This window comes from Streptomyces sp. NPDC127108 (assembly GCF_042677545.1).
GTDB lineage: Bacteria > Actinomycetota > Actinomycetes > Streptomycetales > Streptomycetaceae > Streptomyces.
In genome coordinates, this window is the sequence record NZ_JBHXTE010000011.1 from 96,950 (window position 1) to 121,876 (window position 24,927).

Below are 24,927 nucleotides of genomic sequence, written 5' to 3' on the forward strand. Positions count from 1 at the left end.
CCTCGTGGCACGTTTTGCCATAGCGTCATTTCGTGAATTCCGACCCGGTCCCGCGTAGGCTTCGAACGTGAGCACCCAACCGCCGCAGCCCGCACGAGCGCCGCAGCCGACCCGCCCCTCGCTGACCGAGCGCCGCAAGGCGGCCACGCAGCTCGACATCGCCCGCGCCGCCGCCGAACTCTTCGCCGAGCGGGGCCCGGACGGCACCACCGCCGAGGAGATCGCGCACCGTGCGGGCGTGGCGCTGCGCACCTTCTACCGCTACTTCCGCAACAAGCAGGACGCGGTCGCGCCGCTCCTCGCGGGGGGCGCCGCCGAGTGGCGGGCCCGCCTCGCGGACCTGGACGCCGGGGTGCCGACGGCGCTCGAACGCTCCATCGCCGAGGCCCTCACCCCCGTCGGCACCCGCGCCGACGAGGCCCTGGAGTGGACCCGCGGCCTGCTCCGCGCCGCCCAGGACGACCCGGCCCTGCGCGCGGTGTGGTACCGGGTGAACCAGGAGTCCGAGGAGCAGCTGGTCCCGGTGCTCGCCCGGCTCGTGGGCGAGGGCGCCGACGAGCTCGAGGTGCGGCTCGCCGCCGCGGCCGCCACCGACGCCATCCGGATCGCCCTGGAGACCTGGGCCGCCACGGACGACCCGCCGAGCGGCCCCCGCTCCCCCGCGGAGCTGGCGGTCCGCTGCCTGCGCGAACTGACGGGTGGCCTCAGGCTCCTGGAGAGGTGAGGCGGAGGGCCGCCGGAGTCGCGCCCCGGAAAGCCGCCCGGCCCCGCTACGCCCCCGCCGCGCCCCCTCCCCCTCCCTCTGTCCCCACCCCCTCTTCCACCACGAACACCAGCAGCGCCACGTCGTCCCGTACCCCACCGGAGAACCGGACCAGATCGCTCCAGATCGCGTCCGTGAAGGCGGCCGGGTCGCGCTCCGCCGCGAAGAGCGCGGGCAGCCGCTCCACCAGCGGATAGAAGGCCCCGGACGCGTCCCTCGCCTCGGTCACGCCGTCCGTGACGGTCAGCAGCCAGTCGCCGGGCTTGAGGCCGACGACGACCGGGGCGGGCGGCGCCACCCCCGCGATGCCGAGGCCCAGGGGCGGACCGGGCGTGACGTCGAGTTCGGTGACCGCGCCGTCGCGCAGCAGCAGGGGCGGCGGGTGGCCGCAGGAGACGAGGCGCAGCTCACCGGCAGTGGCGCCGAACTCCAGGAGGACGGCGGTGGCGAAGAGTTCGCCGGGCTCACCGTGTTCGGCGTCTTCGGAGTCGATGACGAGGCGCCGGTCGAGGCGCGCGGCGACCCCCTCCAGGTCGCCCTGGTCGAGGACCGCCTCCCGGAAGGCGCCGAGCAGCGCCGCGACGGTCCCGACGGCCGCGAGCCCGTGCCCCTGCACGTCCCCGACCAGCGCCCGCACCCCGCAGGGCCCCCTGCGTACGTCGAAGAGGTCACCGCCGACCAGGGTGCCGCGCTGCGCCGCCCGGTACAGGCCCGCGCAGCGCACCGGGCCCACGCGTTCCGGCAGTGGCGGCAGGACCGCGAACTGGGCCGCCTCGGCGACCGTGCGGACCGTGACGAGCTGGGCGTCGCGGCGGCTGCGCACCCAGGCGAAGAGCACACTGAGCACCGCCACGAAGGCGACGGTCGCGGTGTCGCTCGCACCGGGGTGCCCCAGGTCGTAGTGCGGCAGGGAGAGCAGCAGCAGGACGGTGCCGCCCAGGAGCGCGGTGGCCGCGGGCCCGTAGGCGAGGGCGGCGAGCGGCGGTACGGCGGCGAGCAGGAAGCTCAGGTCGAGCGTCTTCGGGGTCAGGAGCTGGATGACGCAGGTCAGGACCAGGAGCACCGGCGCGGGCCAGCGCGCCCAGGGAGGCGTCGGCGCGCCGCGGTGCCAGCCCGCGTCCCGGGCGCTGCGCCGCCTGGCCGCGGCCCTGATCATCGGTGCTCCTTCCCGGCGGGCCCGAGGACGTGCCCACGCCCGCGCAGGACGCGTCCTCGCGCGCGGCGCACGTGTCCACGCTCGCGGGGGACGTATCCACGCTCCTACGCGCGCGTGGCGGGCGCACGCCGGGCCGGTCCGTCAGGTGTGCCGGGCCGGGCGCTCCGGGGGACGGCCACGGGGCCCCGGCGGCCGGGTGTCAGAGAGGGCGGCCCATCAGGACGTCGTCCACGTACCGGCCGTCCAGGAGGAACTCGCCGGGCAGCACGCCCTCGGTCACGAACCCCTCGGACTCGTAGAGCGTGCGCGCCGCGGCGTTGTGTCCGAGCACCCGCAGCGTGATGCGGCGCGCGCCCTGGCGGCGTGCCTCCGCCACCACGGCCTGGAGCAGCCCGCGTCCCACGCCCTTGCCGCGCGCCTCGTCGGCGACGACGAATCCCAGGATCTGGCGGACGTGCGCGTTCACGGCGAGCGGGGTGGGGAACCCGAGCCTTATGTAGCCGACGACGTGCCCGTCGAGCTCGGCGACCAAGTGGTCGCGGGGGCCGAAGCGTTCGGAGAAGAACGGCTCGTAGGGCGGCTGCGGACGCGGCTGCACGGAGTGCACGGTGGACCAGTTCGCACGGTCCATGCGGGCCAGGGCGGCATCGTCGTCGGCCCGCGCGGTGCGTATGTACGTCTGCTGCATGAGCGCCACTGTACGGCGGGCGTACGACGGCACAACCGTCTCTTTCACGGCAGGATGGCCCCATGGAGCAGCACGCGTCACCCCCGGAGTCGACGGATCCGGTGAACCGGGCGGATCAGGCGAACCCGGCGGAGCCCCCGCACGAGCCGCGCCGCGTCGCCGTGTCCGGCGCCTCGGGCCTCATCGGCTCCGCGCTCACCCGCTCCCTGTCCGAGGACGGCCACGAGGTCGTCCGGCTCGTGCGCCGGGCACCGCGCACGAAGGACGAGGTGCGCTGGGACCCCAAGGAGGGGTACGTCGACGCCGCCGGGCTCGCGGGCTGCGACGCCGTCGTGAACCTGGCGGGCGCCGGGATCGGCGACCGGCGCTGGAACGACGCGTACAAGCGCGAGCTCCGCGACAGCAGGGTGCTCGGCACCAGGACCCTCACGGCCGCCGTGGCGGCCCTCGACGAGCCGCCCCGGGTGTTCCTGAACGGCAGCGCGATCGGCTACTACGGAGACACCGGTCAGCGCGCGGTGGACGAGACGGCCCCTCCTGGAGAGGGCTTCCTGCCGTCGATGTGCGTGGAGTGGGAGCAGGCGGCCGCCGCGGCCCAGGACGCGGGCGTACGCACGGTGTTCACGCGTACCGGTCTGGTCGTCGCGCGCGGGGGCGGTGCCTGGGGGCGGATGTTCCCGCTCTTCAAGGCGGGGCTCGGCGGGCGGCTCGGCAACGGCCGGCAGTACTGGAGCTTCATCGCGCTCTACGACGAGGTGGCGGCGATGCGGCATCTGCTCGCGCGGGACGACCTGTCGGGGCCGTTCAACCTGACGGCCCCGGAACCGGTCACCAACCGCGAGGTGACGGCCACGATGGGCCGGGTGCTGCACCGCCCGACCGTGTTCACCGCGCCCGCGCCCGCACTGCGGGTCGTCCTCGGCGAGATGGCGGGGGACGTCCTCGGCAGCCAGCGCGTCCTCCCCACCCGGCTCACGGAGTCCGGGTTCGCGTTCACCCACCCCGGCATCGAGGACGCCGTCAGGGCCGCGTCGGCCTGACTCCCGGATCACCCGCACCCGACCGTGCGACCACCGTGCGACCATGCCCGGTCCATGCGCGACTCCCAGCGGCCGCCCGCGCTCCTACCCTCGACCGGAACTCGGGGATTCCGCCGCCCTCACGAGGGCATAAGGCTCCCCAGCAGTCGAGCGAGCCGCGCAACCTCCGGGAGGAGCACGTGCCAGAGCCTGCGCACCATGTGGATGTCGTCATCGTGGGAGCCGGGGTCGCGGGACTGTCGGCCGCCCACCAGCTGACCAGCGCCGGTGTAACGACCGTTGTCCTGGAAGCCGCCCCTTACGTCGGCGGCCGGATGTCGACCGAGAAGGTGGACGGCTTCCGGCTCGACAGGATCGGGCAACTGCTGACGACGTCGTATCCGGAACTGCGTCACACCCCCGGCCTCGACGCACTCGTCCTGCGCCCCTTCGCCCCCGGCCTGCTGGTGCACAGCGCCGGCAGGCACCACCGCATGGCGGAGCCGAGCGGCGGAAGGAGCGCGAGGGGCGCACTCACGGCGGCGCGCGCCCTCGCGAGCGCCCCCCGGGTGCCGCGGCCCGCACGCACGGCCCCGGGTTCCCCGCCCCGGCCCCCGTCCAGGACCACTCCATGGCCCTCCAGGCCGCCGTCCCGCACGGCGCCCCTGGGAGGCGCACTCGACCAGGCCCGCCTCGGCGCGGCGCTCTCCCGGATCGCGGCGACCCCCGTGCGACGGCTCCTCGCGCGCCCCGAACTGCCCGCGGGCCAGGCCCTGTCCGCGCGCGGACTGCCCGCGCGCACCATCGAGGGGTTCCTGCGCCCGCTTCTGTCGGCGCTGCTGTGCGACCCGGACCTGACGACGTCGAGCCGGTGCGCCGACCTCGCCCTGCACGCCTTCGCGCGCGGCCGCCTGTGCCTGCCCGAGGGCGGCGCCGACGCCCTGCCGGAGCTGCTCGCGGGCGCGCTGCCGCCCGGCACCGTGCGCACCGGCGTCCGCGTCACCTCGGTGTCCGCGAACCGTGTCACCACCGCCGACCACGGCGAACTGTCCTGCGCCGGTGTCCTGCTCGCCACCGACGCGCGCGCCGCCGCCGAACTCCTCCCCGGCCTGCGCGTACCGCCGTTCCACCCGGTCACGGTGGTGCACCACGCGGCCCCCGAGCCGCCGCTCGCCGAGCCCGCGCTCCTCCTGGACGCCGACCGCGGGGGCCCGGTCGCCCACACGGCCGTCGTCAGCCACGTCGACCCCTCACGCGCGCCCGCGGGCCGGACCCTGGTGTCCTCGACCGTCCTCGGCACGCCCCCGGACGACCTGGAGCGGTCCGTGCTCGGCCACCTCGCGAAGCTGTACGGCACGCCGACCGACCGCTGGGAGCTGCTGGCCGTGCACCGCACGCGCGAGGCGGTGCCCGCGATGCCGCCGCCGCACGATCTGCGCCGTCCCGTAAGGCTGTTGGCGGGTCTCTACGTGTGCGGCGACCACCGCGACACCAGCACGGTGCAGGGCGCGCTGCACTCCGGGCGCAGGGCGGCGCACGCCGCGCTCGCCGACCTCGGCATCCGCCCTGCCGGCACGGAGGAACCACTCCCCGCAGCCGCCTGAGCCCCCTCCCCGGGGCTCACTCATCGGACCTGTCCGACGTGTCGGACCGGCTCCCCCTAAGCCCCCGCGCCCCCCACGCGGGGGCTTCAACCGTCCCGCGGTCTTGTCACCGACCCAGCACAGCACTACCGTCCCAGCGGATCCGGGCACCGGACCACCGAGCCGCGGGAGGACTGACGTGCGTCGCACCTTGCCGGTGTTCACTCTCATCCTGGGCCTATTCATGGGATCTCTGACCGCGCCGATCGCCCAGGCCGACGACCTAGCCGACGACCAGGCCGCACCCCGCGCAGGCGACGGAACCGGCGCTCCCCGCCCCGACGACGACGTGCCGTCCGTCGTCCCCCGCCCCACCGACTGGACCGCGCTCCCGGGGCGCACCGAACTCACCCATCGCACCCGCATCCTGATCGATCCACGGCAGGCGTCGGCCACCGCGCTGCCGTCCGGCCGCGCCGAATTCCCGGGCCCCGCACGCCAGTCCGTCCACGCGCTCGCGACCCAGCTGCGTACGGAGATCCAGCAGGTCAGCGGCATCGCCCCGCGCGTCGTCGCGGGTGGAAGGCCGGACCGGGACGACATCACCCTCACCCTCGCCGCCGGACAGGTCCCCGGCGCCGAGGCCCAGGCCGAGGGCCACCGCTTCGACAGCGCGGGCCCCGTCCGCGTATCCGCAGCCTCCACGCACGGCCTGTACTACGGCACCCGCACCCTCCTCCAGCTCCTGCGCACCACCGCCGCCGACCACCGCGCGGTCCCGCGCGCCCGCTCGGCCGACCGGCCCGCGCAGGCGGTCCGGATGGTCCACCTGGACGCGGGGCGCAAGTACTGGCGGATCCCGTATCTGAAGAACCTGATCCGCAGGATGGGCGACCAGAAGCTCAACACCCTGTTCCTGCACCTGTCGGAGTCCGAGGGCTTCCGGCTGTACAGCCCGAGGTTCCCCGGCCTCGCCGACCCCGACCACAGCTACAGCCGCGCCGACATCGAGGACCTGAAGGCCTTCGCCGCGCGTCATCACGTGCAGGTGATGCCGGGTCTGGAGCTGCCCGGCCATGCCACGGCGATCAGCGAGGCGTTCGGCATCGGATTCGGCTCGGGTCCCGGCGCGTGCACGGGGGCCCATACGCACTCCCACCTCACGCCGGACTGGATCATCGACATGACCAGCGAGAAGGCGATCGCCAAGAGCAAGGAGATCGTCGACGAGTTCGCGGGCTGGTTCGACGCGCCGCTGTTCTCCATCGGGGCCGAGGAGGTGCCGGGTCAGCTCGCCGAGTGCCCGCGCGTCAAGAACCACCTGGCCGCCGCGCCCGACGTGTCCACCCTCGGTGACCTGCTCAACCGGTACATCAACACCCTGGACGACGTGGTCACTTCGCACGGCAGGCGCACCGCCGTCTACAACGGCTCCGAGCACCTGCCCGCGCCGCAGCAGCGCGTGCACGCGCCGGTCGTCTTCCTCACCTGGGAGGGGACGGGCGCGGAGCCCGCCATTCCGGGCCATGACGAGATCGCCATCGGCCCCCTCTACAACACGCCGAACAACTACCACCACAAGTACCCCGACGAGCCCTGGATGTACGACACCTGGGCACCGAGCACCGCCCCCGACATGCTCGGCTCCGGCGTCGTGAACTGGGCGGACTACAACTTCTGGGCCGACGACGCGTACTTCGAGCAGCATCTGGCGGGCCCCCGCGCGATCCTCGCGGACCGCACCTGGAACCGCTCCCCGACGCCGGACACCCTGACCGCCTTCCAGGCGCGCGTGCGGCGCGTCGGCGATCCCCCGGGCACCACGCCCGCGTGGTCGCGGCCCCGGGTGCAGGACCGCCCGAGCCACCACTGGACCTTCGACGACGCCGCGTACCCGAAGGGCTGGACGTACGCGGGCAGCCCCGGCAACACGATCTTCGCCGAGGACGTCGCGGGCGACCTGCCCGGCACCTCGTACATCGTCGACAACCCCACGCCCGTGCCCGGCGTGCGCGGGCAGGCCTGGCGCTTCGACTCGGACCGGGACGGCGTCGGCTTCGGCGGGGTGGACGTGGCCGCGCCCTGGACGGTGTCGGCCCTGGTCCGGCCGTCGGCGAGGACCGGCGACCAGGTGCTGCTCAGCTCCGGGGCGGGAGCCCTGAAGCTGATGCAGCACGGCACGGGCCGGGTGGGCTTCACCCGTTACGGGGAGGCCGACTTCAGCTTCCCGTACACGCTTCCGCTGGACCGGTGGACCCGGCTGACCTGGGTGGCGACGGAGGAACGAACGGTCCTGTACGCGGACGGGGTGCGGGTCGGTGTCGTCCCCGCGTCGATTCCGTTGCCGATGCGGTCCATCGGCAACGAACGCGCGAGCTTGCGCGGGGACTTGGACGACCTCGCCACGTGGGACGTGGCGTTGGGGGAACCGGCCGTCGCCCGCCTGCGGTGATCCCGGCAGGGGGCGGCCCGAACCGGCCGCCCCCGCCGCTCCCGCTAGCCCAGCGCCGCGACCCTGTCGCGATACCCCCGCACCGGCGCCGCGTCCCGATACGGCTCCAGCCGGCGCTCGAAGTCGCGTACGTACTCCACCGCCCGCACCGACCGCATCTCGCCCGCCGCCTGGGCCGCCTCCGCGCCCAGTTGGCAGGCCTGTTCCAGCTCTCCGAGGCCGAGGCGCGAGGAGGCTAGGACGACGCGGCAGAAGAGCCTGCTGCGGGCGTACCCGGGGGCGCGCAGCTGCAGGGAGCGCTCGGCGTGCTGGGCGGCCGCGCGGTACTGCTGGAGGTCGCGGTTGCAGTGCGCGAACTCGTCGGCGAGCTGGGCCTCGTCGAAGAACCGCGCCCAGTACGGGACCTCGTCGCCGGGCCGCGCGGTCTCCAGCGCGCGCTCGGCGCGCACCATCGACGCCGAGCAGGCCCGCACCTCGCCGAGGACCCCGTGCCCGCGTGCCTCGACGGCGTGCAGCAGGGCCTGCACGACGGGCGGCGCCGAGGAGCCGACGCCCTGCTGGGCGACGCGCGCGAGCTGCACGGCCTCGCGTCCGTGGCCGAGGTAGACGGCCTGGCGGCTCATGGTGACGAGCACATAGCTGCCGTACGCGCGGTCGCCCGCGGCCTGCGACAGGCGCAGCGCCTGCACGAAGTACCGCTGGGCGAGTCCGTGCGCCGCGATGTCGTACGACGTCCAGCCCGCGAGCCGGGTCAGGTCGGCGGCGGCCGCGAACAGGCGCCGTCCGGCCTGCTCGCCGTAGGTGCCGCGGAGCATCGGCTCGGCCTCGTGCTCCAGGTAGCGCACCAGGGCCTGGCGGGCGTGCCCGCCGCCGTAGGCGTGGTCGAGCGCGCGGAACAGCTCGCCGACGGAGCGCAGGGCCGCGATGTCGCCGCCGGTGACCCGGTGGCCGGGCCCCCGGTCGGTGTCGCGGCGCTGCCTGGGCACGATCGGGCGGCCCTGCGGGGGCACCCGGGGGGTCTGCGGCGGTTCGCCGCGGGCGACGCGTTCGTCGGCGCGGCCGATGAGCCAGTCCCGGCTCGGCACCACGAGCCCGGCCGGGGTGAAGGCGATCTTGCGCAGCTCGGCGTGGCTGCCGGAGTCCTTGCGCCACAGGCCGCCGACGATGTCGACGGCTTCCTCGGGCGAGGAGGCGAACTCCAGGCCCGCGTAGACGGGCGCGCACGCGTCGAGCCCGAGGTCCTGTGCGGACAGGCGGCGGCCGAGGCGCCGCGTGAAGACCTCCGCGATCAGCGCGGGGGTGGTGCCGCGGGGCTGCTGGCCTCTGAGCCAGCGTGTCACCGATGTCTTGTCGTACCTGAGATCGAGACCGTGCTCGAGCCCTAGCTGATCGACGCGGCGCGCCAGGCCCGCATTGGAGAACCCGGCTTCCGCGATGAGCGCGGCTAGCTGGCGGTTGGGGGTGCGCTGCGGGGGTCGTTCCGTCATCAGCTGTGCGGTCTCCTGCCTTCCGGGCCTGCCTTGAGCAGCCCTTATGGCCTCGTGAACGGCGCGAATGTAGCGGCCCCTACGGGCCTCATCTCGACCTTCAAGCCGCATTCATCCGATCGTGTGAGGATTGACCGGAGGGCTGACGGGATTCCGCCGGACGTACAGTGGCAGGGGCACGATCCGTGCACGGTGAAGGTTTCCGTGGAGGCGCGGGTCAGGTGCACGCGGATGTTCTTAGGGAGGCACGTGCCGTGGGCGAGATTCGATTCATCCGGCTGGGTTTCGGTCCGGAGTCCGTCGAGTACCAGGAGGCCTGGGACGAGCAGCGGCGGGTGCACGCCGCCCGCTTCGCGGACGAGGTCCCGGACACCTGCCTGCTCCTCGAGCACCCGCCGGTGTACACGGCGGGCCGCAGGACCGAGGACAGCGAGCGCCCACTGGACGGCACCCCGGTCGTGGACGTGGACCGCGGCGGCAAGATCACCTGGCACGGTCCGGGCCAGCTCGTGGGCTACCCGATCCAGAAGCTGCCGCGTCCGGTGGACGTCGTAGCACACGTACGCCGCCTGGAAGACGCACTTATCCGAACGTGTGCCGAGTTCGGTCTCGAAACCACGCGCGTCGAGGGGCGCAGCGGCGTATGGGTCCTCGGCGATCCGGTGGAGTCGCGCCCGGCCCTCGGCGGGCTCAGACTCGACTTCGACCCGCGCCTCACGGACGAGGAGTTCGACCCCCGCCTGAACGGCCCGGAGTACGCGCCCTCCAACGCCGGCCAGCGCCGCGAGGACCGCAAGGTCGCCGCGATCGGCATCCGCGTCGCCAAGGGCGTGACCATGCACGGCTTCGCGCTGAACGTGAACCCGGACAACACCTGGTTCGACCGGATCGTGCCCTGCGGCATCCGTGACGCCGGTGTGACGTCCATCGCGCACGAGGTGGGCCGCGACATCACGATCGCCGACGTGCTGCCGGTGGCCGAGAGGCACCTGCGGGACGTACTGGAGAACGCGGACCTCAAGCCGCGGGTGGTGGAGAAGCCCGCCGCCGAGGTGCCGCAGCCCGCGCAGGAGGCGGCAGCGGCCCCAGCCGGGTCCCCCGAGACCGCCCTCGCCTAGCCGTCGGGCCCCGGCCCGACCGGCCCGGGCCGACCCCCGGGCGCCCGAGCGGGAATGCACCCCTCGGGCCGGAGGTTGGCCAGAAGTAAGTCCAATGACATCGCGGGCGTACCCTGGGGTGCGCCGACGAATCGAAGTTACGCCAGCTATCAGGGAGCCGATGTGTCCGCAGTCGCACCCGACGGACGCAAGATGCTGCGCCTGGAGGTCCGGAACGCCCAGACCCCCATCGAGCGCAAGCCCGAGTGGATCAAGACCCGGGCGAAAATGGGCCCCGAGTACACGAAGATGCAGGCGCTCGTGAAGAGCGAGGGCCTGCACACGGTGTGCCAGGAGGCGGGCTGTCCGAACATCTACGAGTGCTGGGAAGACCGCGAGGCCACGTTCCTCATCGGCGGCGACCAGTGCACGCGGCGCTGTGACTTCTGCCAGATCGACACCGGCAAGCCGCAGGCCCTCGACCGCGACGAGCCCCGCCGCGTCGGCGAGTCCGTCGTCACGATGGACCTGAACTACGCCACCATCACCGGCGTCGCCCGCGACGACCTGGAGGACGGCGGCGCCTGGCTGTACGCGGAGACCGTGCGCCAGATCCACGCGATGACCGCCGAGCGCGAGAGCGGCCACACCAAGGTCGAGCTGCTCATCCCCGACTTCAACGCGGAGCCGGACCAGCTGGCCGAGGTCTTCTCGTCCCGCCCCGAGGTGCTCGCGCACAACGTGGAGACGGTGCCGCGCATCTTCAAGCGCATCCGTCCGGGCTTCCGCTTCGAGCGCTCCCTGAAGGTCATCACCGAGGCCCGCGAGGCCGGTCTGGTGACGAAGTCGAACCTGATCCTCGGCATGGGCGAGGAGCGCGCGGAGGTCAGCGAGGCGCTGCGCCAGCTGCACGACGCGGGCTGCGAGCTGATCACGATCACGCAGTACCTGCGCCCGTCGGTGCGCCACCACCCCGTGGAGCGCTGGGTCAAGCCGCACGAGTTCGTGGAGCTCAAGGACGAGGCCGAGCAGATCGGCTTCTCCGGCGTCATGTCCGGCCCGCTGGTCCGGTCCTCGTACCGCGCCGGGCGGCTGTACCAGATGGCGATCGAGCGGCGCGGCGCGTACGTGGCCTCGCAGGCGGTCTGAGCCGGGCGCAACCGGAATCGCGGCGCGGACGGGCGGCCCCGTCCGGCGCGGCGGGTCGGCGGCGAGCGTGTGAATCTGCGCACAAGCGACTACCGACCAGTAGCGGCCGAGATGACGCGGCCCGTACGTTCTTCGCAGGTGAAGGGGAACGTATGGGCCGCGTCAGCGTTTTGGGGCCCCGCGTCAAGGCTTCATCGGTGTTTGACCGGTCGGTCACGCCCTGGTAACACCAATCAGTGACCCTGGAATTACCGCACGTACAGCCTTACCCAGAGCACGGCGAGCTTTACCCAGAGCATCGAGAGCTCTCCCCGGAGCCCGGAGAGCTTCCCCCAGAGCCAGGTACCCCTCGTAGCGCTCCCCCGTCCACAGTCGCTCACCGGAGGGCATCACCATGCAGGCCGCGCCCGTTCGCGCCACCGCCATCCCGTCCGTCACCGACGCGCTGCGCGCCGTCGAGTCGCTGCTCATGAGCAGCGGCCAGCGCACCGCGCGCCGCAACGCCTGGACGTCCGTCCTCGAGGACCGGCGCCGCGCGAAGGACCGGGTCGAGGCACAGCGCGTACTGGAAGAGGCAGGGGCAACCCGCACGTCGTAGTCGCCTCCAGGGCCACGTAGACTTCGAGGCATGGCGAGGAAGGAAACCACCGCGGCGGCTTCGGCCGCGGAACCCGGGCGACTCAAGCAGATCGCCCTGACGTACAAGATGACCCGGCGGGCCGACTCCAAGATCGGTCTCATCATCGCGGCTGTGGGAATCGTCACCTTCGGTGTCTTCCTCGCGATCGGCCTCTGGATCGACCACCCCATCTACCTGGGCATTCTCGGCTTCATCCTCGCCTTCCTGGCGATGGCGATCGTCTTCGGACGCCGGGCCGAGCGCGCCGCCTTCGGGCAGATGGAGGGCCAGCCCGGTGCGGCGGCCGCGGTGCTCGACAAGATCGGCCGCGGCTGGACGACGACCCCCGCGATCGCGATGAACCGCAGCCAGGACGTGGTGCACCGCACCGTCGGCAAGGCCGGCATCGTCCTGGTCGCCGAGGGCAACCCGAACCGGCTGAAGCCGCTGCTGGCCGCCGAGAAGAAGAAGATGGCCCGCATCGTCGCGGACGTCCCCGTCCACGACGTGATCGTCGGCAACGGCGAGGGCCAGGTCGAGCTCAAGAAGCTCCGCACCACGCTTCTGAAGCTCCCCCGCGTCCTCCAGGGCCCGCAGGTCACGGCGACCAACGACCGCCTGAAGGCGATGGGCGACCTGATGAGCAACATGCCGCTGCCCAAGGGGCCCATGCCGAAGGGCGCTCGGATCCCGCGCGGCGGCCCGAAGATGCGCTGACGCTGCCGCTGTTCCTCGCGGGACGGCGTCTTACCCAGGTGTTACGTCGATGGGGCGCCCGGAACCACTCGGTTCCGGGCGCCCCATCGACGTATGCAAAACGAACCTGGGCGCCCTGGCCCTGGATCCTGGTCCTAGATCCTGACCTGCACCGCGCGCGCGAGGCGGTCGTGGAGGCCGCGGCCGTCGCGGTCCCAGATGAGGGCCGGGATGCCGATGCACAGCAGCGCGCTGCGGACCAGGACGCGGACGGGGCCGAGGCGGCCGCCCTCCTCGCTGACGACGCGCAGGCCCAGCAGGCGCTTGCCGGGCGTGCTGCCGACCGTGCCGACGGTCAGGAGGCTCATCACGAAGAGGAGCCCGAGCGCCCAGTTGCCCATCGCCTGCGGGTTGCGGGCGAGCAGGCCGTACGCGATGAGCAGGCACAGGCCCCAGTCGATGGCGATGGCGCCGATCCGGCGGCCGGGCCGGGCGACGGAGCCGGGGCCCTCCTCGGGCAGGCCGAGCCGCTCGCCCCGGTATCCGAAGTCGACGCCCTGTGCCTCGGCTGCCGCGCGGGGGCCGGAGAGCCACGATCCGATTGCTTGCCTGTTGTCCACCCGTCCACGGTACTGCGCCCCTGAGCGGGGCCGGACCGGTGGGGTCGCGCCGTGGACCCGCCCCGGTTAACTTCGGCGAAACAAACGGGTCACGCTTGAGAAATCCGCCGTCCTTATGGTCGGGTCCCAGCGTGTGCCACCGCACTGGCCGCACAACCGAGCTGCAACCCCGCTCCTTCCCGGGCGGGAGTAGGAGGAGCTGGATGTTCCAGAACGCCGACGAAGCCAAGAAGTTCCTCGCGGACGAGGACGTGAAGTTCGTAGACGTCCGCTTCTGCGACCTGCCGGGTGTCATGCAGCACTTCACGGTGCCGGCCGAGGCGTTCGACCCCGCGGAGGAACTGGCCTTCGACGGCTCGTCCATCCGCGGCTTCCAGGCGATCCACGAGTCGGACATGGCGCTGCGCGCGGACCTCTCCACCGCCCGCGTCGACCCCTTCCGCCGCGACAAGACGCTGAACGTCAACTTCTTCATCCACGACCCGATCACGGGCGAGCAGTACTCCCGCGACCCGCGCAACGTCGCCAAGAAGGCGGAGGCGTACCTGGCCTCCACCGGCATCGCCGACACCGCGTACTTCGGCCCGGAGGCGGAGTTCTACGTCTTCGACTCGGTGCGCTTCGAGACCTCCGCCAACCGTTCGATCTACGAGATCGACTCCGAGGCGGGCGCCTGGAACACCGGCGCGATCGAGAACAACCGCGGCTACAAGGTCCGCTACAAGGGCGGCTACTTCCCGGCCCCGCCGGTCGACCACTTCGCCGACCTGCGCGCCGAGATCTCCCTGGAGCTGGCCAACTCCGGCCTGAAGGTGGAGCGCCAGCACCACGAGGTGGGCACGGCGGGCCAGGCCGAGATCAACTACAAGTTCAACACGCTGCTCGCCGCGGCCGACGACCTGATGCTCTTCAAGTACATCGTGAAGAACGTCGCCTGGCGCAACGGCAAGACCGCGACCTTCATGCCGAAGCCGATCTTCGGTGACAACGGCTCGGGCATGCACGTCCACCAGTCCCTGTGGACCGGCGGCGAGCCCCTCTTCTACGACGAGCAGGGCTACGCGGGCCTCTCGGACACCGCCCGCTACTACATCGGCGGCATCCTCAAGCACGCCCCCTCCCTCCTCGCCTTCACCAACCCGACGGTGAACTCCTACCACCGCCTGGTGCCCGGCTTCGAGGCCCCGGTCAACCTGGTCTACTCGCAGCGCAACCGCTCCGCCGCGATGCGCATCCCGATCACGGGCTCCAACCCGAAGGCCAAGCGCGTCGAGTTCCGCGCCCCCGACCCGTCCTCGAACCCCTACCTCGCCTTCTCGGCCCTCCTCCTCGCGGGCCTCGACGGCGTCAAGAACAAGATCGAGCCCGCCGAGCCGATCGACAAGGACCTCTACGAGCTCGCCCCCGAGGAGCACGCGGGCGTCCCCCAGGTCCCGACCTCCCTCCCGGCGGTCCTCGACGCCCTCGAGGCGGACAACGAGTACCTCCAGGCCGGCGGCGTCTTCACGTCCGACCTGATCGAGACGTGGATCGACTACAAGCGCACGAACGAGATCGCCCCGATCCAGCTGCGGCCGCACCCGCACGAGTTCGAGCTGTACTTCGACATCTAAAGATCAGGTCCGGGCGACCTGGGAGGGTTCCTGGGAAGCAAGCGTTGACCTGCGAAGACACTGCTCAGCAGTGCTTGCTGTTGCCGCTTGGTTTCCGCCCTCTTGTGCACCGCGTGTGCACCGCCCGACCGAATCCCTGACTTAGCGTCAGCAACAATGAGGCCGCCACTCTGACCGGGTGGCGGCCTCACTCGATATAGGGCTGGGTTCCATCCCCCCGGTCGCTTTCTAGGCGCCTGAAGTCACGCGCACGTCATCCCACGCGAGCTGGATGCTACTCGCAACCATGTACCCTTCATGCCGCGCCGTCCCTCTGATCATTTGCTCGCAGGAACTCCGCACCGACAGCGGAGACGACCGCAGGCTCAAGACGCAGCAATGCTGGCAAGCAGATACTCCAGTGTCCGATTGACAGCGCTTGCGCGAGCAACACCCTCGAACGGGGAATCTCAAAGTCGGCAGCCAATGCGGTCAAAGCCCTAGCGCATTCATACGGGTCGGTGATCGCAGCAGCGATAGCCTCGGCACGCACAAAATCGCCAGCGCCCCCGCAGGCATGGGCGACGGTGCCAACGGCTCGAGATCGTGTAAGCGGATCGGAGATCGACTGAGCCATGCGCTCCGCCTCATCCAAGGCACCAGAATTCGCTGCGATCTGCACGATGGTAGCCAGCGTCTTAGCCCTCCGGTAAGCATCCGAGACCGTATTAGCAATACGCTCCGCCAGGACGAGCTGGCCAGACTTCGCCGTGGCTGACGCGACAATACCCAAGGCTCGCTGCCGCAGTGGCGGACTCTCGATCGACCGGACTAGCTGTTCCGCCCGATCCGAGTTGCCCGAAGTGGCGAACTGCTGCGCGATCCCAGTGAACATTTGATCGCGGTGCGTGGAGTTGGGAACTGCACGGCTCACAGCCATGGCGAGGCTGGAGAACTCTTCAGCACGCTCCGCATCTCCAGCCTCCTCCAGCACCGACGACAAGGACATTAGGGCTCTGACTCTGAGTGCGGGAACGCTGATGGACTCGACCAACATTCTGGCCAAATCCACATCCCCGCACCTCAAGGCCGTAGTGGCCTGATGAGTGAGCTCATTGGCTTGGCGAAAAGAGTTGAGCCGAGTTCTAGGGGACTCACTCTCGCCCAGGTTCTCGTTCAAATCCCTCTCTACCTGGGGCACCTCTTTCGGAGCCATGTCCGTCCCACGCTGATCCACGTAGAGGCCATGGACGCCCCCTTCTGTGTGCGGCAGCAGAGCCAGGGCTTTGCGCCGATACACCGGGTCCTCAATCGATCGAGCGATTTTACCCACCCGATCCTCGGCACCATGTTTGCTCCCTACCTTGGCGAGCAGAAGCAACGCCTTCGACCGCTGCGTCTCATCTGCGATTGAGTTAGCAACCTCTTCCGCCTCCTCAAGGTCACCAGTCAGCGCGATGGCCTCCGCAACAAAAGTCAGCGTACGGTCGCGTTGACGTGCGTCGGCGATAACACGAGCTATCTCGTAAGCATGGGAGAGGTCGCCGGCCGAGGCCGTTGCTTGCGCCAGTACGGCCTGGTCCCTGACCGCGTGGTCCCGGTCGTTCACGGACCGAGCCACCGCCTCCGCCTCGGTGGCCAGCTTCTCGGCGCCCTGAAGTTCACCGCTCACAGCCAAGCCTGACGCGACCATTGCCAGGGCCTTAGCCCGCCGGTAGGGGTTCTCAAGCTTGTGCGCAAGGTCCGCCGCTCGCTCCTGAGCACCAGTCAGAGCCATCACCCCGGCGATCGAAATTAGGGCGTCTCTTTTAACGGAAACCCGCGGCTCTGCATTAGCTGCATTCTCTGCTTGGCGCAACAGGTCTCTCGATCTCCTGTCCCCATCGACCTCTGCCAGCTCACGTGCGATGGCAGCGAGAATCCAAGCTCGGCGCCCTGGGTTGCGGATGGAAAGCGCTAGGGATTCAGACTGTCTCGCGATATCCGTGGCCCGTTTTCGGGCGCCTGCCGCGTTTGCGGCTCGCGCGACGACTGCAAACGTATGGGACCGATCCGATCGGGAGCGGATTATATTAGCGATAGAAAGGCTTTTCCTCCAATCGCCAGAATCCGCAACTTCCATCGCCACACCACTCAGGGCCTGTGCGCGCTCAGACCAATGCATGAGGGATTTCGCAATAGTAAGCGCCTGCCCAACATCTCCGCAGGCTGCTGCGCTACGCGCAACAGCACAGAGAGCATGTTCTCGCTGAGGTCCATCCGCCAGGGACCGGGCCGCCTCGCCTGCACGTGCTACAAGGATTTGTGCGCGGGGGAAGTCCTCGGCCCGGGCCGCAGCTCGGGCTACGACTGCATACGCCTGCACCTCCGCGTCTATAGCTGCTATTTCGGGAATTACCTGTTCGGCTTGCATAGACACCACTCGGGCGCCCAATAGATCGCCCTGGTTAGCTATTTGGCGTGCCACAGACGCTAGGGCCCTCACTTGTCGAGCTGGTGTAGTAATCGAACGAGCGAGCGCCTCGGCACGATTATGTCGATCCAATTGGGCCCAGACCACAGGAAGATGACTAGGAACATGATTGTTGCGCTCGGCAAGCTTGATACGGTGAACTGCGAGTCGACTCAACTCGACAAGGTTAGGGACTGGCTGAGTCGAAAGGATCTCCTGAGTCGCCACAATCTCAGAGAGCGCAGCACTGTCTCCTCCAATGATGTCTAGCATGCGGTGGTGCCGGTCAGGATCTGTAGAACACCCAATCAAGCGGGGAGTATCACCTGTGGAATGCAGGAGTCTAGGGTAGCCGCGAAGGAGGTATTCGGGAGTATCTACCGGCCATTTCCTTGCACGATACAGGTCTGCCCAAACATGAATACGCGCTCGGTATTCAGCCATGCCACTCTCGCCGAGAAATTTCTGAGCCTGCTGCTGAATCTCTTCGTGGCTGAGGACGTACACCGCCATCTGTGGCTGCCAACGTCCCGGCCGTGGGGAAAAGGTACGAGCAGAAACCGCGCGAAGTTGGTCCTCAATCTCCCAAGCAGACAAACCCGTGAGCTGTGCCAGATCCACTTCAGAGAGACCTCCACCGGCTGCCGTCAGGAGACCGAGCAGGTCTCTCTCGATCGTGCTTCCACGCAGGAGCCTCTTAAGTTCGCGCTCTGCGTCCTGCCTTACTACCTCGGCATGAGGGGAGGATGCCAGTGACCTCAAAATTCCCGGCTGACGTAGCGGATGCCCATCTGGTACATCCGAAGGGATCGGCGGATTCACGCGACCGGCGACGATTATGCGCATACCAGCCGGCGGGTGAGCTGGCAGGATAGCGGCGATACTATGCGCGTCTGGAGCCGTGGTTACCCCAGAATCCTCATCAAGGCCGTCCACAACGAGGACCAGGCGCTCACCCCGACGCCGACACAACTCGGACGCGCGCTCGAAGGAACCTAGAAGGTGTGCCTCGCGCGTGGCGTTGGTGAGCAGCATTGGCATGGGCTCACCAAGAAGCTCCAGTACCTGCTCAAGTACAACCTCGATGAATGCCGTGCTATCTGCCTGTCCCGCCCAACGGCCAGTGACGAAAAATGAAACAACTCGGATTCCAACTGGCGGATTTAGAACGAAGCTTGCCAACAGAGCAGACTTCCCAGCCCACGCCTGTCCACGCCACCACTGATACTGTTCTACATCTGAACCAAGGGAAAAGCGGGCCAGCTCAGCTAATTCATCATCGCGTCCTTGCAGCTGTTCTGGAGCAATTCGCTGAACCTGAGTCAGGTAGGCAGAGCGCACCATCGGGGGAGGAATTCCCGCATCTTCGGCGCCAGCAGCGCCATCACTTTGCGAGGACTTCCCGACCAAGGGAAACCCGGCCAAATCGCGCCGCACAGAATTCGCCGTCTTCGCTGCAGCTGCCTGCGCATACCGGCCCACGAGTTCACAGAGGCGACTAAAAAGCCGATCTGCAGCGTCTGCGGTTCCTGCCTCAACAACTCCTCTTAGGCGCCCCACTGCGATCGCACGATCCGTCTCATCAACGCCTTCAAGACGGACTTCCCGCAGCCGCAGTGCCCCAAGAACCCTCCAGGTCAACTCCGCAGCGGATGCTCTGCTCGTGGGGATACCGGCACCTGCCGCAGCCAGCGCAACGACAGTGTCAAAGTAGCGCAGCCTGTCACGAACTTGCCGATTTGTACGCCCAGCACGGGTGACCTCTGAGCGGAAGCGGCTCTCACTCGCCGCATCACGTGCAATGACAGCCAGCTCTCGAAGCTGTCGTACATGCTCGTTAGGGCTCACTACGACAAGAGCGAGACGCCACCGGCCTTCTTCAACTTCTACCGGATAGTCGTGCACCACTCTGAGATAGGCCCCAATGAGCTCGACTGACGCCTGGTCGCTGGGCACAAATGATGGATCACGTCGCACGCCAATCGAGACCCGCCTCCGCGTGCCGTCAACCGACCGTCCGCTCACCACCAAGTCGTCCACGGCACTATAGGAGCTCGCCTGGAATTCAATTCCATCCGGGGTAACGTCGTCGCCTAGCTCATCCAAGGGATCAGCGGTGAGCAGGTGACTCAGCAATAGCGCGCCGAATCGGTGCTCCAATACGGTGCCGCCGCCGCCCGTCGAGTATGGGCTCGCAGGTCTCACGTCGCGTCGGTCAGAGGAATCCTTAGGCACCGTATAAGCATACGTCTGAAACCACATCCGCCGCCGACAAACGTCAGTAGCTACTCACTGTGGATGGGAAGGCCCTGTCATGGAACTGGATGGCCGTGCCTTCCTGAGTCACGGCCTAGCAGTCCCAGCCGTTGAGAGAGACCTGGGAGCCATGCTCCAGATAGCGGTGCAACGCGGTGGCGGTGGTATCAACGAAGTCCTCGGGGATGGCGTTGGCGTCGGCCCAGCAAACTTGGGCGTGCTTGAGGGGTTCCCGGTTCTCCGGTTCGCCTGTCCATTGGTGCACGGCGAAGACGACGGTGAGGAAGCCGTTGGGAGCTTCGACGCCCCAGGCGCTATGGATGATATGGGCGACCTGCAGGGCTTCCGGCTTCACCGTCAGGCCGGTCTCCTCGTAGAGCTCGCGCACCGCGGTTTCGGTGATGGCCTCTCCTGGCTCGCTCTTGCCGACCGGCAGGTCCCACATGCCCTGGGCGAACTTGGCGTTCTCGCTGCGCTGCAGCAGGACGACGCGGTTGGTGGCCTTGTCGTGGACGATGACGGCCGCGACCAGGAGAGTCATGGATTCGAGGGCGGGCTTGAGAGCTTGAGGGCGGGCGTCGGTCGTCGGCTCGGCCACGGGGTTCCCTTCGTCGGCCTGGTTGTTGGGCATGTTAGGCGAGCGCCTCGCGAGCTCGGCGAGCGAGCTCGCCAGCGCCGGGTACCTTGCGGCGCTGGTAGATCGCGAGGGGCGAGCGCAGGGACGAGATGGCCTTGCGGGTGCGGTCCGACGTCATGCCTTCCATCAAGGTCAGGGACTGGGACCACGCGGCGATTGCCTCGTCTGCGCGTGCCTGGGCAGCGAGGCTGTCGCCCAGGTCTGCGTAGGTGAGGGCGTGGACGCGCTTGTACTGGACCGGGTCCCAGCGGGTGAGTGCAGCTCGGTGTTGGATCTCCGTGCCGGGGTGGTCGGCGAGATCGGTGAGGGTGCGGGCGGTGTGGCTGGCAACGGTGCCGGCCGCTGGGCCGCTGACGCGGGAGTAGCTGGGCTGCGGGTCGTCCTCGCGGAGCAGTGCGTCCTCTGCGGCGAGGAGGGCGCGGGCCGCGGAGGGCTTCTCGCCGATGGCGGCGTACGCGCGGGCGTGGGTGATGTGCAGGAGGGCTTCGGTTTGGCCATCGACACGGCCGAGTCCCCGGGTGAGCGCGCCTTCGACGAGGTCCACGCAGTGGTGGGGTTGTTTGAGGCTGAGGGCTTGGTGGGCGAGGGCGCGCATCATCCAGGCGGCGTGGCCGTTCGGGTCGGCTTCGCAGGCGAGTTGGTAACCGACCTGGTAGTAGCGCTGGGCTGCGCCTTCCTGGCCGAGGTCGTGGTGCTTCCAGCCTGCCAGGTAGGCGAGTTCGGCGACCGCGCCGAAAGCTGCTTGGCGTAAGGCTTCGTTCGGGAAGCGGGCGCGGAGCATGGGGGCTGCCGTGTCGGCGAGGTAGGCGGTGACGGTGGTCAGGCCGTGGCCGCCGCCGAGGCGTTCGTCGGCGGAGCTGAACGCGGTGGTGATCTGGCGTACGACGTCGACGTCCTCGGCTCCGACCAAGACTCCCCCGGTGCGGGCGCGGAGCATGCGGGAGGTCGCCTCGTGGTCGTAGGCGAGCGGCATTGCCACCCCGGCGGTGGTGAAGGCCGCGATCGCCAGGAAGCGCCGGCGGTCGACGTCGGCGCGGCCCAACTCCGTTGCTGCGACTACCGGATCAGGGTTCGCGGTAGCGGTCGGCGTCTCCGCCTGGCCGCGCAGGCCGATCTCCGTGGGTGTGACGGTGCGTGCCAGACGACGGGACAGCGCTTCGGCCAGGTACTGGCCCATGCGGCCGCTCGGCTCGCGTGCGCCGTTGACCCAGTGGGAGATCGCAGACTTGTTGGTCTGGAGGATCTCGCCGTTCTCAGCGGCGATGCGGCGCACGTCCTTCGCGAGGGCGTCGAAGGTGCAGCCGCTGGCAGAGATCACTTCGCGTAGATGCGAGTTGGGCTGGTTGGGCGTTGGCACGACCTCCCCCGATCAGGAGCTGTAAACCGCGTATACCGCTTCCGCCGCCTCTCACCGTACCCACTGTGCGTGACGACCGGTTCACTAATCATCAGCCGCCCGGAACGGTTCCGAGTTCCGATCGACCGTGATCCAGGCTCCCCCCTTCCTGGTCCGGGTGGCCTCAAGTTCCGTACGCCCGCTTCGGGTTCGGGCATTCCTGTGCCCGAACCCGGCCGATGAGAAACGGAGACACCGTGACCACCATCGAAACCGCGACCATCACGGTCGTACTGCCCGAGGCGTTCGACGAGCGCTGGAGCCGCATGCCCGGCGTCCAGGTCGACGGCCGGCGCATCACCATCGACCCGGCCGAGTACTTCTTCCGCTTCGAATCCAGCACCTGGCTCGTCGCCGACTGGGAGCTGGTCAAGGAGCAGCTGCTGGGCGTGGACGAGACGACCGAGAGCGCGGTCGAGCAGCTCGCGCTCGACTTCATCAAGGAGCACGCCCGCTCCACCTCGGACGCCGCACACGTCCTGGCCACGGCGTACGAGGTGTACGCCTACCTGTTCCGCGAGGAGCACCTCGCCTCGCTCGGTCTGCCGCAGATCACCACCGAGCACCTGCGGATGCTGCGCGAGGCGGCCACGCTCATGGCCCTGAACAAGGTCGAGCTGGACGGGCACATCTCCAACGTCGGCCCGTGCTGGTTCTTCCCCGCCGCCACCTCCGTCGTCTTCGACCTGGACGTCGACATGGGCGGCCTGCTCGACGAGGTCTACCACGGTGGCTGGTTCAACGAGTACCGCCGCATCGAGTCCATCAAGGCCCACGCCGCCCTCGGTGGACGTTTGGTCCACGGCTGCCAGTCCGTGCCGGACCAGACCGGCGGCGTCGTCGCGCCCTACGGTGCGTCGATGGCCAACTTCCGTGACGACCTTGCCCAGTTCAAAGCTGGGTGGATCGAGCAGGTCTACTCCCACCTCGTGACCGGCAACCCGGCCGCGTAGCCCTTCGACGAGGCTCCGGGGCGGGATGCCACCGCAGCACTCCTCCCGCCCCGGACGCCTTCATCCCCGTACAGGAAATCCAGGAGCACTCCCCATGGACGAGTCCCTCACCGTCGAACTCCTCCACAACCTGTGCACCGCCACAGGCCGCCCCCTCCCCACTCGCGAAGCGGTGCGGGTGTGGTCGATGTCCGGCGTCGAACGCGTCACCTTCCCCGACCGCAGCACCGCGATCTTCAAGTACGCCAAGCGCCCCTTCGACAGCGAGGACCAGGCCCTGCGCCTCGCGCACACCCTCGGCATCCCCGTGCCCGAGGTGTACGCCTCGGCCGTACGCGACGGCCGGCTCGGCATGCTTCTCGAAGACCTTGGCCCCGCGACTCGCGAGGCCGACGACCTCGACGGTGTCGCAGCGGCGGTCGTCCTGCACGGCGCTCGCACCGCACCGGCACTCTCCCTCATCGACGAGGAGCGGCTGCGTACCCTTCCGGCCCGCGCCCTCGACCACCTCCGCGCCCTGCGCAAAGCCGACCGCTGGGCAGCCGAAGACACCAACGACATCGAGCAGGCCCTCGAACTCATCGCCCGCGCAGCCCCGCACCGCGCGACCGGCGCCAACCTCGCCCCGTTCGGCTGGGTGCACTCCGAGTTCCACCCCACCAGCCTCCACATCGGCCATGGCAACACCTGGCGCCTGCTCGACTTCGCCCGCGCCTTCACCGGCCCCGGCCTCATTGACCTGGCCAGTTGGCACGGCACCGTCGAGAACCCCGACCCCGTCCGTCTGCGCGTCTTCATCGAGCAGTACGTGGCTGCGGGCGGCTCGCCTGATGCCCTCGCCCGGCGCGGTGAACTCCCGGCTGAGCACTGGGCGTTGGGATGGCAGCGCATCTGGAGCGTGGAGTGGTTCATGGAGCAGGCGATCCGTTGGATCAACGCCCCCGGCACCGACCCGGCGTACATCAAGGTGGTACGCCGCCATCTCACTGACGTCCTCCGCCTCCTGGAGGTCTAGATGCCCACGGCACCAGCGCCCTCTCCCTGGCACGCCCACGCCCTGCAACGCACCGCCACCGCGCCCGCCGAACCTCTCCCCGTCCCCGCCCGGATGGAGTGGACCACCCGCCCGGGTCTCGGCCCCGGCGCGGAGATCCTCGGCACCGACCTCGCCCACCGCCGCATCCTCGAACTCGGCTGCGGCCCCGGCCACAACGCCGCCCACCTCGCCACCCGCCGCGGCGCCCGCGTCACCGGCGTCGACCTCGTCGGCATCCAGATCCGCCGAGCCCGCACCCACTACGGTCGCCTCTCCGGTCTCACCTTCGCCGCCGGTCACGCCCTCCACTACCTCCAGGCCACTGACGAACACTTCGACGCGATCTATTCGGTCTTCGGCGCCATCGGCCTCGTTCCGCCGAACCTCCTCCTGCCTGCTGTCGCCGCCCGCCTCAAACCCGGCCGCACTCTCGCCTTCTCCGTCCCTCACCCTCAACGCGGCGGACGACTAGCGGCCATCGACGACCGGCCCCGTCGCGACCACGTCACCCTCCCCGACCGCACCCGACTCCCGCTGATTCGCTGGGAGTTCGATGCCCGGCGCTGGGATCAGCACCTCTCGCGCGCCGGCCTCTGTCTCACCTCCGCCCAGGACTTCCACGACCCGCGTCACGGCCCGTGGCCAACCACGCTCCTGATCACCGCGCGCAAGCTCTGACCCGCACCTCGCCTGAACCGGAGGAACCCATGCGCCTGCCCTACCTGCTGATCGACATCGACGGTGTCCTCATACCGTTTCCCCAGGCGGACGGGGCCACTCCGTCCAGCCACGTCCGCTACGACGTCGTGCCTGCCAGTCGCCCGCCTGACGCTCCCGTCCCGGTGTGGCTGAACCCGGCACACGGACCGATGCTCACCGACCTCATCCGCACGAGGCTGGTCGGCCCCATGTGGTGCACCAGCTGGCGCCGCGACGCCACCACGCTGATCGGCCCTCTTCTCGGCCTCCCTACCTTCCCGTACATCGACCTGCCCCGTCCCAACATCACCACCAGCCACCCCAACGGCTACCTCTGGAAACGCGATCACGTCGACGCGTGGCTCGGCGACGCGCCGGTCGCGTGGATCGACGACGACTTCACCGATCTCGACCACGCCTGGGCGACCGCACGCGTCGCTCGTGGGCTTCCAACCCTGTTGGTTCAGCCCGACCCCCACATCGGCCTGTTGCCCGAGCATCTTGCGGCAGTGCGGGACTGGGCAGCGGCCCTGAACTCGGCGGAACGGGCCGCCTAAGGCGATCCCAATAGCCCGAA

The 24,927-nt window shown here is 69.6% G+C and carries 20 protein-coding genes; 13 read left to right on the forward strand and 7 right to left on the reverse strand.

Features of this window, described 5'->3' with window-relative positions; translation table 11 throughout:
* Positions 1 to 67: 67 nt before the first annotated feature.
* Positions 68 to 724 (forward strand): TetR family transcriptional regulator, encoded by a 657-nt coding sequence (locus ACFVHO_RS11725; RefSeq protein ID WP_385712571.1) that lies wholly within the window; start codon positions 68 to 70, stop codon positions 722 to 724.
* Between the two features lie 46 nt (positions 725 to 770).
* Here ACFVHO_RS11725 and ACFVHO_RS11730 read toward each other — a convergent pair whose 3' ends face one another.
* The gene (locus ACFVHO_RS11730; RefSeq protein ID WP_385712572.1) at positions 771 to 1,919 is read right to left on the reverse strand and encodes a PP2C family protein-serine/threonine phosphatase; all 1,149 of its coding nucleotides are present in this window, start codon (positions 1,917 to 1,919) and stop codon (positions 771 to 773) included.
* A gap of 199 nt (positions 1,920 to 2,118) precedes the next feature.
* Positions 2,119 to 2,607: a GNAT family N-acetyltransferase gene (locus tag ACFVHO_RS11735; RefSeq protein WP_385712574.1), complete on the reverse strand. Its 489-nt coding sequence runs from the start codon at positions 2,605 to 2,607 to the stop codon at positions 2,119 to 2,121.
* A gap of 62 nt (positions 2,608 to 2,669) precedes the next feature.
* On the opposite strand from ACFVHO_RS11735, the gene ACFVHO_RS11740 reads away from it, so the two are divergent.
* The 3 genes from ACFVHO_RS11740 to ACFVHO_RS11750 all read left to right on the forward strand — a co-directional run bounded on the left by ACFVHO_RS11740 (position 2,670) and on the right by ACFVHO_RS11750 (position 7,661).
* Positions 2,670 to 3,647: a TIGR01777 family oxidoreductase gene (locus ACFVHO_RS11740; RefSeq protein ID WP_385712576.1), complete on the forward strand. Its 978-nt coding sequence runs from the start codon at positions 2,670 to 2,672 to the stop codon at positions 3,645 to 3,647.
* Between the two features lie 179 nt (positions 3,648 to 3,826).
* The gene (locus ACFVHO_RS11745) at positions 3,827 to 5,230 is read left to right on the forward strand and encodes an NAD(P)/FAD-dependent oxidoreductase (protein ID WP_385712577.1); all 1,404 of its coding nucleotides are present in this window, start codon (positions 3,827 to 3,829) and stop codon (positions 5,228 to 5,230) included.
* 223 nt (positions 5,231 to 5,453) lie between these two features.
* Positions 5,454 to 7,661, forward strand: a complete 2,208-nt coding sequence (locus ACFVHO_RS11750) for a family 20 glycosylhydrolase (RefSeq protein WP_385712579.1) — start codon at positions 5,454 to 5,456, stop codon at positions 7,659 to 7,661.
* A 44-nt stretch (positions 7,662 to 7,705) separates the two neighbouring features.
* Here ACFVHO_RS11750 and ACFVHO_RS11755 read toward each other — a convergent pair whose 3' ends face one another.
* Positions 7,706 to 9,148, reverse strand: coding sequence for a hypothetical protein (locus ACFVHO_RS11755; RefSeq protein ID WP_030360942.1), 1,443 nt, complete (start codon positions 9,146 to 9,148; stop codon positions 7,706 to 7,708).
* Positions 9,149 to 9,402: 254 nt separating this feature from the next.
* Between ACFVHO_RS11755 and lipB the strand changes: the two genes are divergently transcribed.
* From lipB to ACFVHO_RS11775, 4 genes are all read left to right on the forward strand, one after another.
* Entirely contained in the window at positions 9,403 to 10,266 is an 864-nt protein-coding gene (gene lipB, locus ACFVHO_RS11760) for a lipoyl(octanoyl) transferase LipB (RefSeq protein ID WP_385712581.1), read from the forward strand.
* A gap of 162 nt (positions 10,267 to 10,428) precedes the next feature.
* Positions 10,429 to 11,394, forward strand: a complete 966-nt coding sequence (locus tag ACFVHO_RS11765; protein WP_385712583.1) for a lipoyl synthase — start codon at positions 10,429 to 10,431, stop codon at positions 11,392 to 11,394.
* A gap of 394 nt (positions 11,395 to 11,788) precedes the next feature.
* The gene (locus tag ACFVHO_RS11770) at positions 11,789 to 11,992 is read left to right on the forward strand and encodes a hypothetical protein (RefSeq protein ID WP_189732871.1); all 204 of its coding nucleotides are present in this window, start codon (positions 11,789 to 11,791) and stop codon (positions 11,990 to 11,992) included.
* A gap of 30 nt (positions 11,993 to 12,022) precedes the next feature.
* The gene (locus ACFVHO_RS11775; protein ID WP_385712584.1) at positions 12,023 to 12,730 is read left to right on the forward strand and encodes a DUF4191 domain-containing protein; all 708 of its coding nucleotides are present in this window, start codon (positions 12,023 to 12,025) and stop codon (positions 12,728 to 12,730) included.
* A gap of 134 nt (positions 12,731 to 12,864) precedes the next feature.
* Here ACFVHO_RS11775 and ACFVHO_RS11780 read toward each other — a convergent pair whose 3' ends face one another.
* Positions 12,865 to 13,329: an RDD family protein gene (locus ACFVHO_RS11780; protein WP_385712586.1), complete on the reverse strand. Its 465-nt coding sequence runs from the start codon at positions 13,327 to 13,329 to the stop codon at positions 12,865 to 12,867.
* 203 nt (positions 13,330 to 13,532) lie between these two features.
* Here ACFVHO_RS11780 and glnA point away from each other — a divergent pair, with 203 nt between their 5' ends.
* Positions 13,533 to 14,942: a type I glutamate--ammonia ligase gene (gene glnA, locus ACFVHO_RS11785; protein ID WP_385712588.1), complete on the forward strand. Its 1,410-nt coding sequence runs from the start codon at positions 13,533 to 13,535 to the stop codon at positions 14,940 to 14,942.
* 295 nt (positions 14,943 to 15,237) lie between these two features.
* Here the strand turns inward: glnA and ACFVHO_RS11790 are convergent, their stop codons facing one another.
* From ACFVHO_RS11790 to ACFVHO_RS11800, 3 genes are all read right to left on the reverse strand, one after another.
* Complete coding sequence (locus ACFVHO_RS11790; protein ID WP_385712590.1) at positions 15,238 to 16,779, reverse strand: hypothetical protein; 1,542 nt, start codon at positions 16,777 to 16,779, stop codon at positions 15,238 to 15,240.
* A 2,944-nt stretch (positions 16,780 to 19,723) separates the two neighbouring features.
* Complete coding sequence (locus ACFVHO_RS11795) at positions 19,724 to 20,260, reverse strand: NUDIX domain-containing protein (protein WP_385712592.1); 537 nt, start codon at positions 20,258 to 20,260, stop codon at positions 19,724 to 19,726.
* 1 nt (position 20,261) lies between these two features.
* Positions 20,262 to 21,623, reverse strand: a complete 1,362-nt coding sequence (locus tag ACFVHO_RS11800; RefSeq protein WP_385712593.1) for a tetratricopeptide repeat protein — start codon at positions 21,621 to 21,623, stop codon at positions 20,262 to 20,264.
* Between the two features lie 236 nt (positions 21,624 to 21,859).
* Here ACFVHO_RS11800 and ACFVHO_RS11805 point away from each other — a divergent pair, with 236 nt between their 5' ends.
* From ACFVHO_RS11805 to ACFVHO_RS11820, 4 genes are all read left to right on the forward strand, one after another.
* A complete protein-coding gene (locus ACFVHO_RS11805; RefSeq protein ID WP_385712595.1) occupies positions 21,860 to 22,615 on the forward strand; it encodes a hypothetical protein in 756 nt (251 codons plus the stop codon).
* Positions 22,616 to 22,709: 94 nt separating this feature from the next.
* Positions 22,710 to 23,630, forward strand: coding sequence for a phosphotransferase family protein (locus ACFVHO_RS11810; RefSeq protein WP_385712597.1), 921 nt, complete (start codon positions 22,710 to 22,712; stop codon positions 23,628 to 23,630).
* Positions 23,631 to 24,329: a class I SAM-dependent methyltransferase gene (locus tag ACFVHO_RS11815; RefSeq protein ID WP_385712598.1), complete on the forward strand. Its 699-nt coding sequence runs from the start codon at positions 23,631 to 23,633 to the stop codon at positions 24,327 to 24,329. It begins immediately after the preceding gene.
* A gap of 29 nt (positions 24,330 to 24,358) precedes the next feature.
* On the forward strand, positions 24,359 to 24,907 hold the full coding sequence (locus tag ACFVHO_RS11820) for a hypothetical protein (RefSeq protein ID WP_385712600.1): 549 nt from the start codon (positions 24,359 to 24,361) through the stop codon (positions 24,905 to 24,907).
* The last annotated feature ends 20 nt before the right edge of the window (positions 24,908 to 24,927 follow it).

What these genes read in the sequence shown, in the direction of transcription:
- ACFVHO_RS11755 (WP_030360942.1), bottom strand. Translation starts at nt 9,148, where the DNA reads ATGACGGAACGACCCCCGCAGCGCACCCCCAACCGCCAGCTAGCCGCG.
- glnA (WP_385712588.1), top strand. Translation starts at nt 13,533, where the DNA reads ATGTTCCAGAACGCCGACGAAGCCAAGAAGTTCCTCGCGGACGAGGAC.
- ACFVHO_RS11735 (WP_385712574.1), bottom strand. Translation starts at nt 2,607, where the DNA reads ATGCAGCAGACGTACATACGCACCGCGCGGGCCGACGACGATGCCGCC.
- ACFVHO_RS11795 (WP_385712592.1), bottom strand. Translation starts at nt 20,260, where the DNA reads ATGCCCAACAACCAGGCCGACGAAGGGAACCCCGTGGCCGAGCCGACG.
- ACFVHO_RS11775 (WP_385712584.1), top strand. Translation starts at nt 12,023, where the DNA reads ATGGCGAGGAAGGAAACCACCGCGGCGGCTTCGGCCGCGGAACCCGGG.
- ACFVHO_RS11810 (WP_385712597.1), top strand. Translation starts at nt 22,710, where the DNA reads ATGGACGAGTCCCTCACCGTCGAACTCCTCCACAACCTGTGCACCGCC.
- ACFVHO_RS11740 (WP_385712576.1), top strand. Translation starts at nt 2,670, where the DNA reads ATGGAGCAGCACGCGTCACCCCCGGAGTCGACGGATCCGGTGAACCGG.
- ACFVHO_RS11815 (WP_385712598.1), top strand. Translation starts at nt 23,631, where the DNA reads ATGCCCACGGCACCAGCGCCCTCTCCCTGGCACGCCCACGCCCTGCAA.
- ACFVHO_RS11730 (WP_385712572.1), bottom strand. Translation starts at nt 1,919, where the DNA reads ATGATCAGGGCCGCGGCCAGGCGGCGCAGCGCCCGGGACGCGGGCTGG.
- ACFVHO_RS11750 (WP_385712579.1), top strand. Translation starts at nt 5,454, where the DNA reads ATGGGATCTCTGACCGCGCCGATCGCCCAGGCCGACGACCTAGCCGAC.
- ACFVHO_RS11820 (WP_385712600.1), top strand. Translation starts at nt 24,359, where the DNA reads ATGCGCCTGCCCTACCTGCTGATCGACATCGACGGTGTCCTCATACCG.
- ACFVHO_RS11770 (WP_189732871.1), top strand. Translation starts at nt 11,789, where the DNA reads ATGCAGGCCGCGCCCGTTCGCGCCACCGCCATCCCGTCCGTCACCGAC.